Source organism: Paracoccus alcaliphilus, from assembly GCF_028553725.1.
Taxonomy (GTDB): domain Bacteria; phylum Pseudomonadota; class Alphaproteobacteria; order Rhodobacterales; family Rhodobacteraceae; genus Paracoccus; species Paracoccus alcaliphilus.
The window spans coordinates 2,361,711-2,375,321 of the sequence record NZ_CP067124.1; the positions used below are offsets into that span (position 1 = coordinate 2,361,711).

Here is a 13,611-nt window from a genome sequence, read left to right on the forward strand (position 1 = left end):
GGCCAGTGCCGATCCTCACCGAGGCCGCGACCGCGAGTTGATCGACGGGAATGCCAGGATCGGAAGCGGCCAGTTCGGGGTTCAGACGCATTGCCCTGCGCAGGCGGATGCCGCTGGCACTGTCCCAGTTAGGAAGGAACTCGCCAGCCATGGACCATTCGACCCCGTCAAGCGAAACCTCCCATGCCGAGGTTTCCACGGCGTGTCAGAAAGCGTGAAGAAAGGAAAGGCGACCCGTCGGTTCATGTCGCGGCCTCCGACAGGACAAGCTTTCGGCCATCAGGCCTGGATCGGCACAATCACTTAGCCCGATCCGGACCCGGCCAGTTTTTCCCTATTCCCCGAGCTGTCCGCGTTTGAAATGATTTCTTCCTGGGAAATAGAGACTGAGACAGGGTACGGCTCCGTCACCCGTGCGTTCCTTCTGTTGTTCTCAGCGGGTGATATCGAACTGCTCTGCGCCCACATGACGGCCGATGAGGACGATCTGAGAAAATAAACCATGAAACACAGCTCATCGTCCAAAAAACAATGACGCGTCATGGAAGCCCGTCAAGGGATCCATGTTTCCTGTTTGCACCCCGGACCCCCCGCAAGGTATCTGGAAGGAGTGCGAGGGGAGGCGGGATGTTGAATGCGGCGGATGAGACCTTGGCGCGGCGGTTGCCCGAAGGCGTGCTGCGGGAGGTTGCCGAGGGCTATCTAGAAGAGCCGCGCGGGCGTTGGCGGGGGATCGCTGGGTTGGTCGCAGCGCCGCGCGATGTGGAGGAATGCGCGGCGGTGATCCGGGCCTGCGCCGAGGCCCGCGTTGCGGTGGTGCCGCGTGGTGGCGGCACTGGGCTGGTTGGCGGGCAGGTAATGCCCGGAGGACCCGCGCCGCTGGTCCTGTCGCTGGAGCGGATGCTGGCGATCCGCGATGTGCTGCCCGAGGAGGATGTGATGATCGCCGAGGCCGGGGTCACATTGCAGGCGGCGCGGGATGCGGCGGCAGCGGCGGGGCGGCAGTTTCCGCTGTCTCTGGCCTCGCAGGGGACGGCGCAGATCGGCGGGGTGCTGTCCACCAATGCCGGCGGGGTGAATGTGCTGCGTTACGGCAATGCCCGCGCCTTGTGTCTGGGGATCGAGGCGGTTCTGCCGCAGGGGCAGGTGATGCGCGATCTGAAGCGGCTCAGGAAGGACAATACCGGCTATGACCTGCGCGATCTCTTGATCGGGGCCGAGGGGACGCTGGGGGTGATTACCGCCGCCTCGCTGGTGCTGGCGCCGATCCCGGCCGAGCGTGGCGTGGCGATGCTGGTCGTGGACAGCCCCGATGCCGCGCTGCATCTGCTGGCGCGGGCGAAGGCGCGGATGGCGGGTGGCGTAACCGCGTTCGAGCTGATCTCGGGGCAGGGGCTGCGCTTTCTGCGTCAGGCGATGCCCGATCTGCGCCAGCCCTTTGCCGATTGCCCCGACTGGCTGGTGCTGATCGAGATCGGCCTGCCCGAGGGGCTGTCGGCAGCGGCCGCGCTGGAGGGGCTGTTTGTGGCCGGATCAGAGGCGGGGCTGGTCTCGGACGGTGTGGTCGCGCAATCGGCGCGCGAGGTGGATGATCTGTGGTCCCTGCGTGAACATATCCCGCTGGCCAACCGGCAGATCGGTGCGATTGCCAGCCACGACATCAGCCTGCCCCTGTCAGAGGTCGCGGGCTTCATCCGCGATGCCGGGGCGTGGCTGGCGGCGCAAGGCGATATGCGGATCAATTGCTTCGGGCATCTGGGCGACGGCAACCTGCATTTCAACCTGTTCCCGGCCGAGGGGCGCAGCCGCGCCGACTATGACGATCAGCGCGCCGGGCTGTCGCATCACATCCACCGGATGGTGGTGGCGCGCGGCGGCTCTTTTTCCGCCGAACACGGGGTTGGGCGGCTGAAGGCGCGCGATCTGGCCGAATGGGGCGATCCGGTGCGGCTGGCGGCGATGCGCGCGATCAAGCAGGCGCTGGACCCGGCCGGGATCATGAATCCCGGCGCGGTTCTGGCCTGAACGGGATCAGTGCCCGTCGAATTCGCACAGGGTATGAACCTCCATGCCCAGCCCTTCCAGCACCTTGCGCCCGCCCAGTTCGGGCAGGTCGATGACGAAGGCGCAGCCCATCACCTCGGCGCGCAGGCGCTGGCACAGGGTGATGGCCGCTGCCGCCGTGCCGCCCGTGGCCAGCAGGTCGTCGACGATCAGCACCCGCTCGCCCGGGGTTAGGGCGTCGTCATGGATCTCCATCACCGCCTCGCCATATTCCAGCTGATAGGCCTCGGAGATCACTGCGCCGGGCAGCTTGCCCTTCTTGCGGATCGGCACGAAGCCGGTGGACAGCTGATGCGCCACCGCACCGCCCAGAATGAAGCCGCGCGCCTCCAGCCCGATGACCTTGTCGATCCGTTCGCCCTTATAGGGGGCCAGCAATTGCCCGATGGCCATGCGGAAACCCTCGGCATCGGCAAAGAGGGTGGTGACATCGCGGAACACGATCCCCTCATGCGGAAAATCGACGATGCTGCGGATCAGGTCCTTGACGGTCTTGCTCATTCGGGGCGTTCCATTTCGAACAGGTCGGTGACGGTGGTGAAATCGCGATAGCCCAGACGCGCCAGCCAGCCTCCGGCCTCGCGCGGGTCGAACCGGCCGTCGCGGATGCAGTCGTCGCGCAGATGCACGCCGGTGACGACGCCGAAGACGGCGAAATTCGCCTTGCCCGCCAGCGGCAGAACCTGCGTCATCCGGCATTCCAGCGAGGCCGCGGCATTGACCACGCGGGCGCAGTCGATGGTCTCGCATTGCGTGGCCTCCAGCCCGACGAGGCCATATTCGCTGGTCCCGGCAGGCAGCGGGGCCGAGGTCTCGTTCAGCGGCACCGCCATGTCGCCCGACGCGATGTTGACGCAAAAAACCCCCGATTCGATGATCTGCGCCACGCTGTCCTTGGTGCCGCGCCGGTCCGGCTTGGCCCCGGTCGAGGCGAACATCACCTGCGGCGGCACATAGGCCACGGCGTTGAAAAAGGAATAGGGCGCCAGATTGTCCCCCAGCGTGCCACGGGTCGAGATCCAGCCGATCGGGCGCGGCGCGACGATGGCGTTGAAGGGATTGTGCGGCAGGCCGTGGCCGGACTCGGGACGATAGAACATGGGGCGCTGCCTTTCCGGTGTGACTTTGCGCCAACCTGCCATCGCTTTTCACGCTGCGCAATGTTCCGCAGCCCGGATGATCGTGCTAAGGGCGCGATCCAGAACTGGGAGGCGCGATGTTCGAGATCTGCCCCGAGGCGCCCGAGGATGAATCCGAGGTCGAGGCGCTTTACGATCTGTGCTTTGCGCCGGGGCGCACAGCGCTGTCGTCCTATCGGCTGCGCGATGGCGTGGCGCGGGTCGCGGATCTGTGTCTCGTGCTGCGCGATCAGGGCGGTATCCTGCTGGCCGCGATCCGTTTCTGGCCGGTGCGCATCGGTGACGAAAGGGCGTTGCTGCTGGGACCGATCGCCGTTCATCCGACGGCGCAGGGCGAGGGCCTGGGCGCGATCCTGATGCGCGACAGTCTGGAACGCGCCCGCCATCTGCGCTGGAGCCGCGTTCTGCTGGTCGGCGATCTGCCCTATTATCAGCGATTTGGCTTCCACAAGCTCGAATCGGTGATCATGCCGCCCCCGACCAATCCCGACCGTGTTCTGGGTCTGGAACTTCGGCCCGGTGCATGGGTTGATCTGACAGGACCGGTCCTGCGCGAAGATGCCCAAACGGCAGCCGGTCTGGCAGAAACCGCAACGCATTCCCATATGGAACCGGAATGCACTCAGGTCGCACAGTCAGGAAAGCATGCCGATGAATCCCAGTCAGCAGATGGTTCTTCCGCCGATCAATGATCCGTCGATCCACGAACAGGTGGACCGGCTGGCCCGTCGCTATCTGGACGCATCGGGGCTGGGGATGGAACTGATGCACGCCATCGGCGGCAGCGCCGAGGGGTTGCTGGATCGCCTGCCGGGTTTCGTGAAGGCACGGCTGGACCGGATCACGCGGGCGGCGCTGAACCGGGCCTTCACCACCGCCTCCGGCTCTCGCCGGGTGATCCGCGACCGGGGCGAATGGTTCAACCGGATGACCGCCACGGTCAGCGGCGCGGCGGGCGGCATCGGCGGCTTTGCGGGCGCGCTGATCGAACTGCCGCTCACCATCACCCTGCTGTTGCGCGCGATGCTGGATATCGCCGCCGAACACGGGCTTGACCCCGACAGCGACGAGGTGCGGATGGAATGTCTGCGCATCTTCGCCGCCGCCGGACCGATGACCGATGATGACGGCGCCGAGGTGGCCCTGCTGGCCGCGCGGCTGTCGATCACCGGCCAGACCGTGCAGGGCCTCATCTCGCGCGTGGCGCCGAAACTCTCGGTCTCGATGGGCCAGAAACTGGCGGCACAGGCCGCCCCGATCTTCGGGGCCGTGGTCGGCGCCTCGATCAATTATACCTATACCCGCTATTATCAGGAACTGGCCCGCGTCCATTTCGGCCTGATGCGCCTCTCGCGCGAAACCGGCCTGCCGCACGAGGCATTGGTCGAGGCCCTCCGCCTCGCCTCCGAACGCCAGAAACCCTGATCCCATCTCTGGTGCATAAATATCCATTTTGGGGTCGCCGCTTGGTGCGCCGCGGGTTCAAGAACCAGCCGGCGCCGGGGGCGAAGCGTCCCCGGCCATCGCGGGACGCAATCAGTCGCCCTGTGCCTCCAGTGCCAATACCGCCGTCGGAACCTCCAGATCATCCGTCGCCAGGCCGCGAGAAGGCCGCGCCAGCCGTGCCTTGGTCACCCAGAACAGCCGCTCCTGCGCGCGGGTGATGGCGACATAGGCCAGACGCTTCCACAACGGTATGCCCGCTTCGGTCCGGTTCGACCAGGCGGCGGCTGAAATATCGGGGGCAAAGACCTGCACATCGGGCCATTGCGACCCCTGCGCCTTGTGGATGGTCACCGCCGCGCCATGCAGGAAGGCCGCGCCCATCCCGGCGGCGTAGGGGATAAACGGTTCCTCGGCATCCGGCATCTCGATCTTGACGATGCTGGCGGCGGACAGGCGCGGCTCTTCGGCGCCGATCACATGCAGGCGCGAAAAGCCGGGCTTGCGACCGGGGCCCAGATAGACGACCTGAGCGCCCTTGATCAGCCCGCGCGCCTCAAGGTCGATGCGCTTCTTGCGGTGCTTCAGTGGCAGTTCCAGCCCGTCGCAGATCAGCGGCTCTCCGGGCAGCAGCGCATCGCCGGGCGCGCCATGCGCGGCGCGGAAGGCGTGGATCAGCCGGATCCGCGTCACATTGCGCCAGACAAGCACCGGGCTGCGGGCCAGAAGGTCGCTTTCGACCCGCTCGGCCCAGATGACGCGGGGGTCGCGGCGGGCGGCTTCGCGCACCATCCGCTCGAACCCGTCGAAGGTCAGGCTGTCATCGGCCAGCGCATGGGCCAGATCGAGGATCGGGCTGTCATCGGCCTGCCGGTGGATGCGGCTCAGCATCAGCCGCTGCGCCGGCGCCAGCCGGTCAAAGACCATCTCGCCCGATTGCCCGACCGGGGCCAGCTGCGCCGGATCGCCGAACAGGACCAGCACTGGAAAGATCTCGCGCAGGTCGTCGAACTGCTTTTCGTCCAGCATCGAGGCCTCATCGACCAGCCCGATATCCAGCCCGTCCTCGCGCCGTTTCCAGCCCTTGATGAAATCCGACCCGCGCAGGCCCGCCGCGGCCAGAGCGCCGGGGATCGAGGCATGCTGATCGTAAAACGCCTTGGCCCGGTCCAGCGCCTCGTCGGTCAGCCCGGCGGCAATCAGCGATTCGCTGCCCGGGCGCGTGCCTTCGCCCGCCAGCCATTCGGCGATACGCTCGTATTCGGGGTCATAGACCGGGCTGTAGATGATGCGGTGGATCGTCGTCGCCGGCACGCCGCGCATACGCAGCACGAAGGCGGCCTTGTTCGTCGGCGCCAGAATCGCGACGGTGCGGCGGTCGCGGCGCCTGCGGCCCTCGTAATCGGCGCTGATCACATCCACCCCGGCCTCGCGCAGGGCACGGGTGATCTCGGACAGCATCAGCGTCTTGCCCGAGCCCGCCTTGCCGATCACCGCCATGACCCGGCCCTTGCCGGGCTGCGGCGGATGGATCTCCTCGGCGATCAGATCGACGCCCGCCGCGCCGAAACATTCGGCCAGCGCATCCCAGGCTTCGGCCTGATCGGGGGAAAGGGTCGGCGTGGTCATGCCGCGCACCATATTCGCCACCCGCGCCCGAGGGAAGGCACCGCGAATACGGATCGCCTTTGTATCCTTTTGCCTGTAATTTGGTCACGACCCCGTGAAAGGAGCCCGCGATGAGCAAGCCAGTTGATGCGGCACCGCCCGCCGCCGCCACGCCGCAGGGATGGACCCGATATGATACGGTCTGGATGCTGGGCCTGTTCGGCACCGCCGTCGGCGCGGGCATCCTGTTTCTGCCGATCAATGCCGGGATCGGGGGCTTCTGGCCGCTGGTCGTGATGGCGCTGCTGATCGGGCCGATGACCTGGCTGTCGCATCGCGGCCTGTCGCGCTTCGTCTGTTCGGGCAGCCGCGCGGATGCCGATATCACCGATGTCGTCAGCGAGCATTTCGGCCCGGCGGCGGGGCGGTTCATCACCATCCTCTATTTCCTGGCCATCTATCCGATCGTGCTGATCTATGGCGTCGGTATCACCAACACGGTCGGCAGCTTCATCGAGAATCAGCTGGGCATGGCCCCGCCCGCGCGCTGGCTTCTGTCGGGGGTGCTGGTGGCGGGAATGATGCTGGTCATGCTGGCCGGGCAGTGGATCATGCTGCTGGTGACGCAATGGCTGGTCTATCCGCTGGTCGCGATCCTGATCTTCCTGTCGCTCTATCTGATCCCGCAATGGAACCTTGCCGCCGTGCGCGAGGTGACGCCGCTGGGGCTGTCGCTGACCACGATCTGGCTGACCCTGCCGGTGCTGGTGTTTTCCTTCAACCATTCGCCCGCCATATCGCAATTCGCCGTGGCAATGCGGCGGCATTACGGCGCGGATCAGGGGCCGGCCAAGGCCGATCTGGTGTTGCGCAATACCGCCGCCATGCTGGTCGGCTTCGTGATGCTGTTCGTCTTTTCCTGCGTTCTGGCCCTGACGCCCGCGCAACTGGCCGAGGCCAAGCAGCAGAACCTGCCGGTCCTGTCCTATCTGGCGAATGTGAATGCCAGCCCCTTCGTCAGCTATTTCGGCCCCGCGGTGGCCTTCTTCGCCATCGTCTCGTCCTTTTTCGGGCATTATCTGGGCGCGGCCGAGGGGATGCATGGCATCCTGCGCGGCACCTTCGCGCCGGATGCGGACAAGGTGCCGGACAGGGTGCTGAAACAGGGGATCGCGGCCTTCATCTTCGTCACCACATGGGCGGCGGCGATCCTGAACCCGTCGATCCTCGGGCTGATCGAGATGCTGGCGGGGCCGGTCATCGCCGCGATCCTGTATCTGATGCCGATGTATGCGGTCTATAAGGTACCCGCGCTGCGGCGATATCGCCGCCAGTTGTCCAATATCTTCGTGATCGTCGCGGGCGTGGTGACGATCAGCGCGATCTTCTACGGCCTTTTCTAAGCCCCATATGAAAAAAGGCCGCCGGTGAGGGCGGCCTTTTGCGTTCCTGTCGTCCTGCGTCAGATCACGCCGAAAGCCAGCATCGGTTCGGCCACGCGCACGAAGCCCGCGATATTCGCACCCGCGACATAATCGCCCGGCGCGCCGAACTCTTCCGCGGTGGTATAGCAGCTGTCGTGGATGTCCTGCATGATGTCGGCCAGCCGTGCCTCGGTTTTCTCGAAACTCCAGCGATCGCGTGAGGCGTTCTGCTGCATCTCCAGCGCCGAGGTGGCGACGCCACCGGCATTCGCGGCCTTGCCCGGCCCGAACTTGACACCGGCCTGCTGGAAGGCGCGGATCGCCTCGGGGGTGCAGGGCATATTGGCGCCTTCGCCCACCGCGACGACGCCGTTCTTGATCAGCTTCTTGGCATCCTTGCCGGTCAGCTCGTTCTGCGTGGCCGAGGGCATGGCCACGTCGCAGGCCACATCCCAGATCGAACCATCCGCCGCCTTCACGAACCAGGCGCCGTTGCCTTCGCCCTTCAGCCGCACATAATCCGAGATCCGGCCGCGACGGACTTCCTTGATCTGCTTGACCAGATCCAGGTCGATGCCGCCCTCATCGACGATATAGCCCGAGCTGTCCGAGCAGGCGATGACCTTGCCGCCGAATTCCTGCACCTTCTCGATGGTATAGACCGCGACATTGCCCGAGCCCGACACGACCACGGTCTTGCCCTCGAAATCGCTGCCATCGGTGCGCAGCATGGCGCGGGTGAAATAGGTGTTGCCGTATCCCGTCGCCTCTCTGCGCGCCAGAGAGCCGCCATAGAACAGCCCCTTGCCGGTCAGCACGCCCGCCTCGTAACGGTTGGTCAGGCGCTTGTACTGCCCGAACAGATAGCCGATCTCGCGCGCGCCGACGCCGATGTCACCGGCAGGCACGTCGGTATATTCGCCCAGATGGCGGTAAAGCTCGGTCATGAAGCTTTGGCAAAAACGCATGATCTCGGCATCCGAGCGGCCCTTGGGGTCAAAGTCCGACCCGCCCTTGCCGCCGCCGATGGGCAGGCCGGTCAGGGCGTTCTTGAAGGTCTGCTCGAAGCCCAGGAACTTGATGATGCCGACATTGACCGAAGGGTGGAACCGCAGCCCGCCCTTGTATGGCCCCATGGCCGAGTTGAACTGAACCCGGAAGCCGCGATTGATATGGACCTGATTCTGATCGTCGGTCCACGGGATGCGGAAGATGATCTGACGCTCGGGTTCGCAGATCCGTTCGATCAGTGCATTGTCCAGATATTGCGGGTGTTTGGCGACCACGCGGCCAAGGCTTTCCAGCACTTCGCGGACAGCCTGATGGAATTCAGCCTCGCCCGCGTTGCGGCGGATGACTTCGTCATAGATAGGGGCCAGTTTGTCATCGATCTGCGGCACTAATCGTCTCCTTACGGCTGAGTCGGTTCGCGAATAGCCCCAATTTCAGGCAGATTGAATGGCACCATGCAAAAAATCAGCGCAAATCTGTAGAACGTATGGGCATAAAACGAAGGCCCGCCGTGATGGCGGGCCTTTGCCGGAATGGAGTGCAGGCCGCGAACTGCTATCAAATCATGCTCTGACTGACGCTTCAGCGGCGAGCCACGCGCCAGATCAACTGCGGGCATGCTCTGTCTTGCATGGCTTCATGCAGAGCAGACATAGACGGCGCCTCCGACCACGACGACCGAGACTGCGGCTGCTGCCATCGCGACAGGCCCGGTCAGCACTCCCAGCGCCGTCGTGCCGATCGTGCCCAGAGTGCCCGCAATATAGCCACTTGATCCGGTCAGGATAGCGGCGCCTGAACTGTGGGCAACGACCGTGACACCGGCCGTCGATGTGGCGCCGACAGTACCGGCAACGGTACCGCCGGTAAATCCAGCGATCGCCATCGCTGCATTTTTTGAATCGTTAACCCGCTCGCAGGCGCTTCTGGACGGTGAATTGCAGATCCCATAGGCATTTGCCTCACCCAATTGAAGGCCGGTATAGGTCTTTGCGTTTCTGTCGTAATCAAGGCAAAATAGCCCACGCTGCGCAGCAGTCATATCGGGCGTCAGGCTTGCGTGCATGATATAGCTGGGGCAATCGCCATCCCCACGCGGGCCACGCAATGTCTCGCGTAGTGAGGTGTGGTCGATGTCGTAGTCGGGGTCATACGTATAGGTGATGTGCTTCGTTTGGCCTTGGTTGCTGAAGCTGCAAGTGTTGATCTGAGTTTCGTTGCGTGTCAGATCAATCCCCATAGTTTCGGCGGTAAAACTGTTTGCGCGTTCATAGGCACCTGGGAAATCCCGCTGATCAGCCCCACTTGAGTGGTCCATTTTGAAAGTTGGTGCATCGCCGGTCTTTGGTCCATCGGAAGGATGGTTTCCGGGGCTGGCGGGCGATAGCCCAATGCGCTGTGTGGTCGTTTCGTGTTGTAGTGCTTCCTCCATTGCTCGATCAGGATCTGCGCCTCTCGGAGGCTGTAGAAGACTTCTCCATTCAGCATTTCATCGCGAAAGCGGGCATTGAAGCTCTCGCAATAACCATTCTCCCAGGGCGATCCGGGCTCGATGCAAGCCGTTTTTGCACCGACGGCGCTGATCCAGTCCCGAACGGCTTGGGCGATGAACTCCGGGCCATTGTCGGAGCGGATGAAGGCTGGCACGCCTCGAACGATGAACAGGTCGGTCAGTGCATCGATCACATCTGTCGAATTCAGCTTACGCCGCACCCTGATCGTCAGGCATTCGCGGCTGAACTCATCAAGGATGTTCAGCGTTCGAAACACCTTGCCGTCATCGGTGCGGCAATGAACAAAATCATACGACCAGACATGATCCCGGTGTTCCGGCCGCAACCGGATACAGGATCCGTCATTCAGCCACAACCGGCCCTTCTTTGGTTGCCTCGATGGCACTTTCAGCCCCTCCCGCCGCCACAAGCGCTCGACCCGCTTGTCGTTCACCTGCCATCCGGCATCCCGCAACAGAGCCGCAATCCGGCGATAGCCATAGCGGCCATATTGTCGGGCCAGCTCGATCATGTCGGCGACCAGGCGATCTTCATCCGCTCGCCCTTGCGGCAACTTGCGCTGCGTAGAGCGATGCTGGCGCAGCACCTGGCAGGCTCGACGCTCGGAAACGCCCAACTCACCCCGGACATGGTCAATGCAGGCCCGGCGGCGAGCGGGGCTCAGAAGTTTCCCCGAGCCGCCTCCGTGAGGATCAGCTTGTCCAGCGTCAGATCCGAAACAGCACGCCTGAGCCGTTCATTCTCCTGCTGAAGCCGCTTCAGTTCCTTCAACTGATCTACGCCCATCCCACCATATTGCTTGCGCCAGCGGTAATAGGTCTGTTCGACAACGCCGATCCGCCTGATCGCATCAAGACGGGCCAGACCTTGCCCCATCAGAACCTCAATCTGCCGCCACTTCGAGACAATCTCTTCCGGCTTCGGTCGCTTGTTGGCCATTCTCGATCCTCCGTTTCCTAATCATAACGGCGGACCACTTCACTGGGGGGGGATCACCGCAGCGACACATCGAATTCGATCATCGGATTGAGCGTGAAGCTTTTGCTGATGTCAGAGACTGCTTCCACGACGGCCGGATCTACGTCATAGATCGCAACTGTAACCTTCCGGGCGCCCAGCAATGCGGTGATGGCCTCTCGGTCAAGTTCGGGGCCGCGGCTGCACCGGTCCTCGGTCAACTGGCACCAGTAACCATCAAAAGGCTGGCCGTCGATTTCGGTGATTGCGGCAGAATAAGTGTCATAATGCGACGACAGGGAATAAGGAGAGATATCGGCTATTGCGATCGGAATGACGTCCACATTCGCATCGGCCTTTTCCCAGTAATGCGCATAAGGAACGATTGCCAGATCGAGTTCCAGACCTTCTGCCAGTGCAGTCAGTGTTGTCGCTGCCTCGCAGATATCTTGATCGTCCTTATCGCGAATCACTTGACATTCCAGTCGCCAAACTCATGCAGCAGATAATATTCATCTGCGCCGACTACATTACGCGATAAGGGAAACTCCGGTGCAGCCCAGACACTGGTTGCTGAAGTTGTTAATGCAAGCAGGCATTTTACAAAAACAAGAGACCGATTCACAAAACTACTCCGACAAAATGACAAAAACCGGTGAACACACTTGTCCACCGGTAGTCAAGCTGGTCTTTCAGCTATGAATAATCAGCCCCTTGCGGCTTCCAGCGCGTCTTCGAATGTGCGCAAGCCGGTGGTGGGCGCCTGCACCAGAACCGACATATTGCCGGGTTTGTGCTGGTTCTTGTACATCTTCATATGCGCCTGCGGGATCTCGGCCCAGGGAAAGACCTCGGACATGCAGGGGTCCAGACGGCGTTCCAGCATCAGCTGATTGGCGGCGCTGGCCTGTTTCAGATGCGCGAAATGCGAGCCCTGCACGCGCTTCTGGTGCATCCACAGGTAACGCACGTCGAAGGTGCAGTTGAAGCCGGTGGTGCCGGCGCAGATGACGATCATGCCGCCTTTCTTGCAGACCAGCGTCGAGACCGGGAAAGTCGCTTCGCCCGGATGTTCAAAGACGATATCGACATTGTTGCCCTTGCCGGTGATGTCCCAGATCGCCTTGCCGAACTTGCGCGCCTCAGTGAACCAGTCCTTGTATTCGGGCGTGTTCACCTTGGGCAGTTGGCCCCAGCAGTTGAACTCCTTGCGGTTGATGACGCCCTTGGCACCCAGCCCCATGACGAAATCGCGCTTGTCCTCTTCGCTGATGACACCGATGGCATTGCCGCCCGCCGCATTGATCAGCTGGATCGCATATGACCCCAGCCCGCCCGAGGCGCCCCAGACCAGCACGTTCATGCCCGGTTTCAGCTCATGCGGCTCATGGCCGAACAGCATCCGATAGGCGGTGGCCAGCGTCAGCGTATAGCAGGCCGATTCCTCCCATGTCAGGTGGCGCGGGCGCGGCATCAGTTGCTGGGCCTGAACGCGGGTGAATTGCGCGAAGCTGCCATCGGGTGTCTCGTAGCCCCAGATCCGCTGGCTGGGCGAATGCATCGGGTCGCCGCCATTGCAGTGCTCGTCGTCGCCATCGTCCTGATTGCAATGGACCACGACCTGATCGCCGACCTTCCAGCGCTTGACCTTGCTGCCGACGGCCCAGACGATCCCCGCTGCATCCGATCCGGCGATGTGATATTCCGCGCCATGCCCGTCAAAGGGGCTGATCGGCTGGCCCAGCCCGGCCCAGATGCCGTTATAGTTGACGCCCGCCGCCATCACCAGAACCAGCACCTCGTTGCTGTCGATGGTGGGGGTATCGACGACCTCAAGCTGCATCGCCTGATCGGGTTCGCCATGACGTTCACGGCAAATGGCCCAGGCATGCATCTGCCGTGGCACATATCCCAGCGGAGGCATTTCGCCGATCTCATAGAGGTCCTTCTGGGGCGCTTCATATGGCGCGATCGGGGTCGGCGCGTCGAGGGCCATGAGCTTCTCCATCTTTGTGCCGCGGCGCAGAATCGCCGTGGTCATGCAGCGTGGGTAACTTTCATCGCGCAATATTGCAACCACTTTACCGCTATATGCGCAACAATGTGTCTCAAATAATGACACCATGCTGCATGTGCAGCAACCCGCCGAGCCTCTGGACAGCCTTCCGCCGCCTCAGGTTGTGCGGACTGCGGGCCCTCTTGGTACGCACATAAACATCGGCAGGGCCGGGAAGAGGCGATTCCGCAGCCCGGTGACGTCACCATTGCCGGAGTTTTCATTCATGTCACAGAGGCAACCGGCGGCGCGTCAGATGCGCGAACTGCCCGTCGAGACCCTTCGCGCCGCCGCGATCAACATCCTTGTCAGCTTTCACGTCATCAGCGGGGCCGAGGGCGGGCGGCTGGCTGCGTTTGAACTGGCGAGTAACTGAGACCTACACAGTCCCGCAT

Annotated in this window: 13 protein-coding genes and 1 pseudogene; 5 read left to right on the forward strand and 9 right to left on the reverse strand. The window is 63.2% G+C overall.

All coding sequences use genetic code 11. The annotated features are described in order from the left end of the window. Positions 1-627: 627 nt before the first annotated feature. Positions 628-2,025, forward strand: coding sequence for an FAD-binding oxidoreductase (locus JHW40_RS12215; RefSeq protein ID WP_090612744.1), 1,398 nt, complete (start codon positions 628-630; stop codon positions 2,023-2,025). Between the two features lie 6 nt (positions 2,026-2,031). Here JHW40_RS12215 and JHW40_RS12220 read toward each other — a convergent pair whose 3' ends face one another. Then, positions 2,032-2,565 carry an adenine phosphoribosyltransferase gene (locus tag JHW40_RS12220; protein WP_090612746.1) on the reverse strand — a complete coding sequence of 178 codons (534 nt, stop codon included), beginning with the start codon at positions 2,563-2,565 and terminating at the stop codon, positions 2,032-2,034. Then, positions 2,562-3,164, reverse strand: a complete 603-nt coding sequence (locus tag JHW40_RS12225; protein WP_090612748.1) for a flavin reductase family protein — start codon at positions 3,162-3,164, stop codon at positions 2,562-2,564. The genes JHW40_RS12220 and JHW40_RS12225 overlap by 4 nt, the downstream gene beginning before the upstream one ends. Positions 3,165-3,280: 116 nt before the next feature. On the opposite strand from JHW40_RS12225, the pseudogene JHW40_RS12230 reads away from it, so the two are divergent. Next, positions 3,281-3,757, forward strand: a pseudogene (locus JHW40_RS12230) (GNAT family N-acetyltransferase); the annotation flags it as partial. A gap of 97 nt (positions 3,758-3,854) precedes the next feature. After that, positions 3,855-4,628, forward strand: coding sequence for an EcsC family protein (locus JHW40_RS12235; RefSeq protein ID WP_244519211.1), 774 nt, complete (start codon positions 3,855-3,857; stop codon positions 4,626-4,628). A gap of 111 nt (positions 4,629-4,739) precedes the next feature. On the opposite strand, the gene JHW40_RS12240 is transcribed toward JHW40_RS12235, so the two are convergent. After that, on the reverse strand, positions 4,740-6,275 hold the full coding sequence (locus JHW40_RS12240) for an ATP-dependent DNA helicase (RefSeq protein ID WP_090612838.1): 1,536 nt from the start codon (positions 6,273-6,275) through the stop codon (positions 4,740-4,742). A gap of 110 nt (positions 6,276-6,385) precedes the next feature. On the opposite strand from JHW40_RS12240, the gene JHW40_RS12245 reads away from it, so the two are divergent. Next, the gene (locus JHW40_RS12245; RefSeq protein ID WP_090612757.1) at positions 6,386-7,657 is read left to right on the forward strand and encodes an aromatic amino acid transport family protein; all 1,272 of its coding nucleotides are present in this window, start codon (positions 6,386-6,388) and stop codon (positions 7,655-7,657) included. A 59-nt stretch (positions 7,658-7,716) separates the two neighbouring features. Here JHW40_RS12245 and gdhA read toward each other — a convergent pair whose 3' ends face one another. From gdhA to ccrA, 6 genes are all read right to left on the reverse strand, one after another. Beyond that, complete coding sequence (gdhA, locus tag JHW40_RS12250; RefSeq protein ID WP_090612758.1) at positions 7,717-9,078, reverse strand: NADP-specific glutamate dehydrogenase; 1,362 nt, start codon at positions 9,076-9,078, stop codon at positions 7,717-7,719. A gap of 11 nt (positions 9,079-9,089) precedes the next feature. After that, positions 9,090-9,308, reverse strand: coding sequence for a hypothetical protein (locus JHW40_RS12255; RefSeq protein ID WP_139208167.1), 219 nt, complete (start codon positions 9,306-9,308; stop codon positions 9,090-9,092). Between the two features lie 18 nt (positions 9,309-9,326). Beyond that, positions 9,327-9,929, reverse strand: a complete 603-nt coding sequence (locus JHW40_RS12260; protein WP_090612762.1) for a hypothetical protein — start codon at positions 9,927-9,929, stop codon at positions 9,327-9,329. Then, positions 9,914-11,142, reverse strand: a protein-coding gene (locus tag JHW40_RS12265; RefSeq protein ID WP_272848981.1) for an IS3 family transposase whose coding sequence is annotated in 2 segments (ribosomal slippage) — positions 9,914-10,878 and positions 10,878-11,142 — 1,230 coding nt in all. Because the reading frame shifts where the segments join, the coding sequence is not laid out codon by codon here. Before JHW40_RS12265 ends, JHW40_RS12260 begins: the two co-directional genes overlap by 16 nt. Before the next feature lie 53 nt (positions 11,143-11,195). Next, positions 11,196-11,633: a hypothetical protein gene (locus tag JHW40_RS12270; RefSeq protein WP_090612764.1), complete on the reverse strand. Its 438-nt coding sequence runs from the start codon at positions 11,631-11,633 to the stop codon at positions 11,196-11,198. A 233-nt stretch (positions 11,634-11,866) separates the two neighbouring features. Then, complete coding sequence (ccrA, locus tag JHW40_RS12275) at positions 11,867-13,156, reverse strand: crotonyl-CoA carboxylase/reductase (protein WP_090612841.1); 1,290 nt, start codon at positions 13,154-13,156, stop codon at positions 11,867-11,869. Between the two features lie 286 nt (positions 13,157-13,442). On the opposite strand from ccrA, the gene JHW40_RS12280 reads away from it, so the two are divergent. Next, positions 13,443-13,592: a hypothetical protein gene (locus tag JHW40_RS12280; protein WP_170851827.1), complete on the forward strand. Its 150-nt coding sequence runs from the start codon at positions 13,443-13,445 to the stop codon at positions 13,590-13,592. Positions 13,593-13,611: the final 19 nt, after the last annotated feature.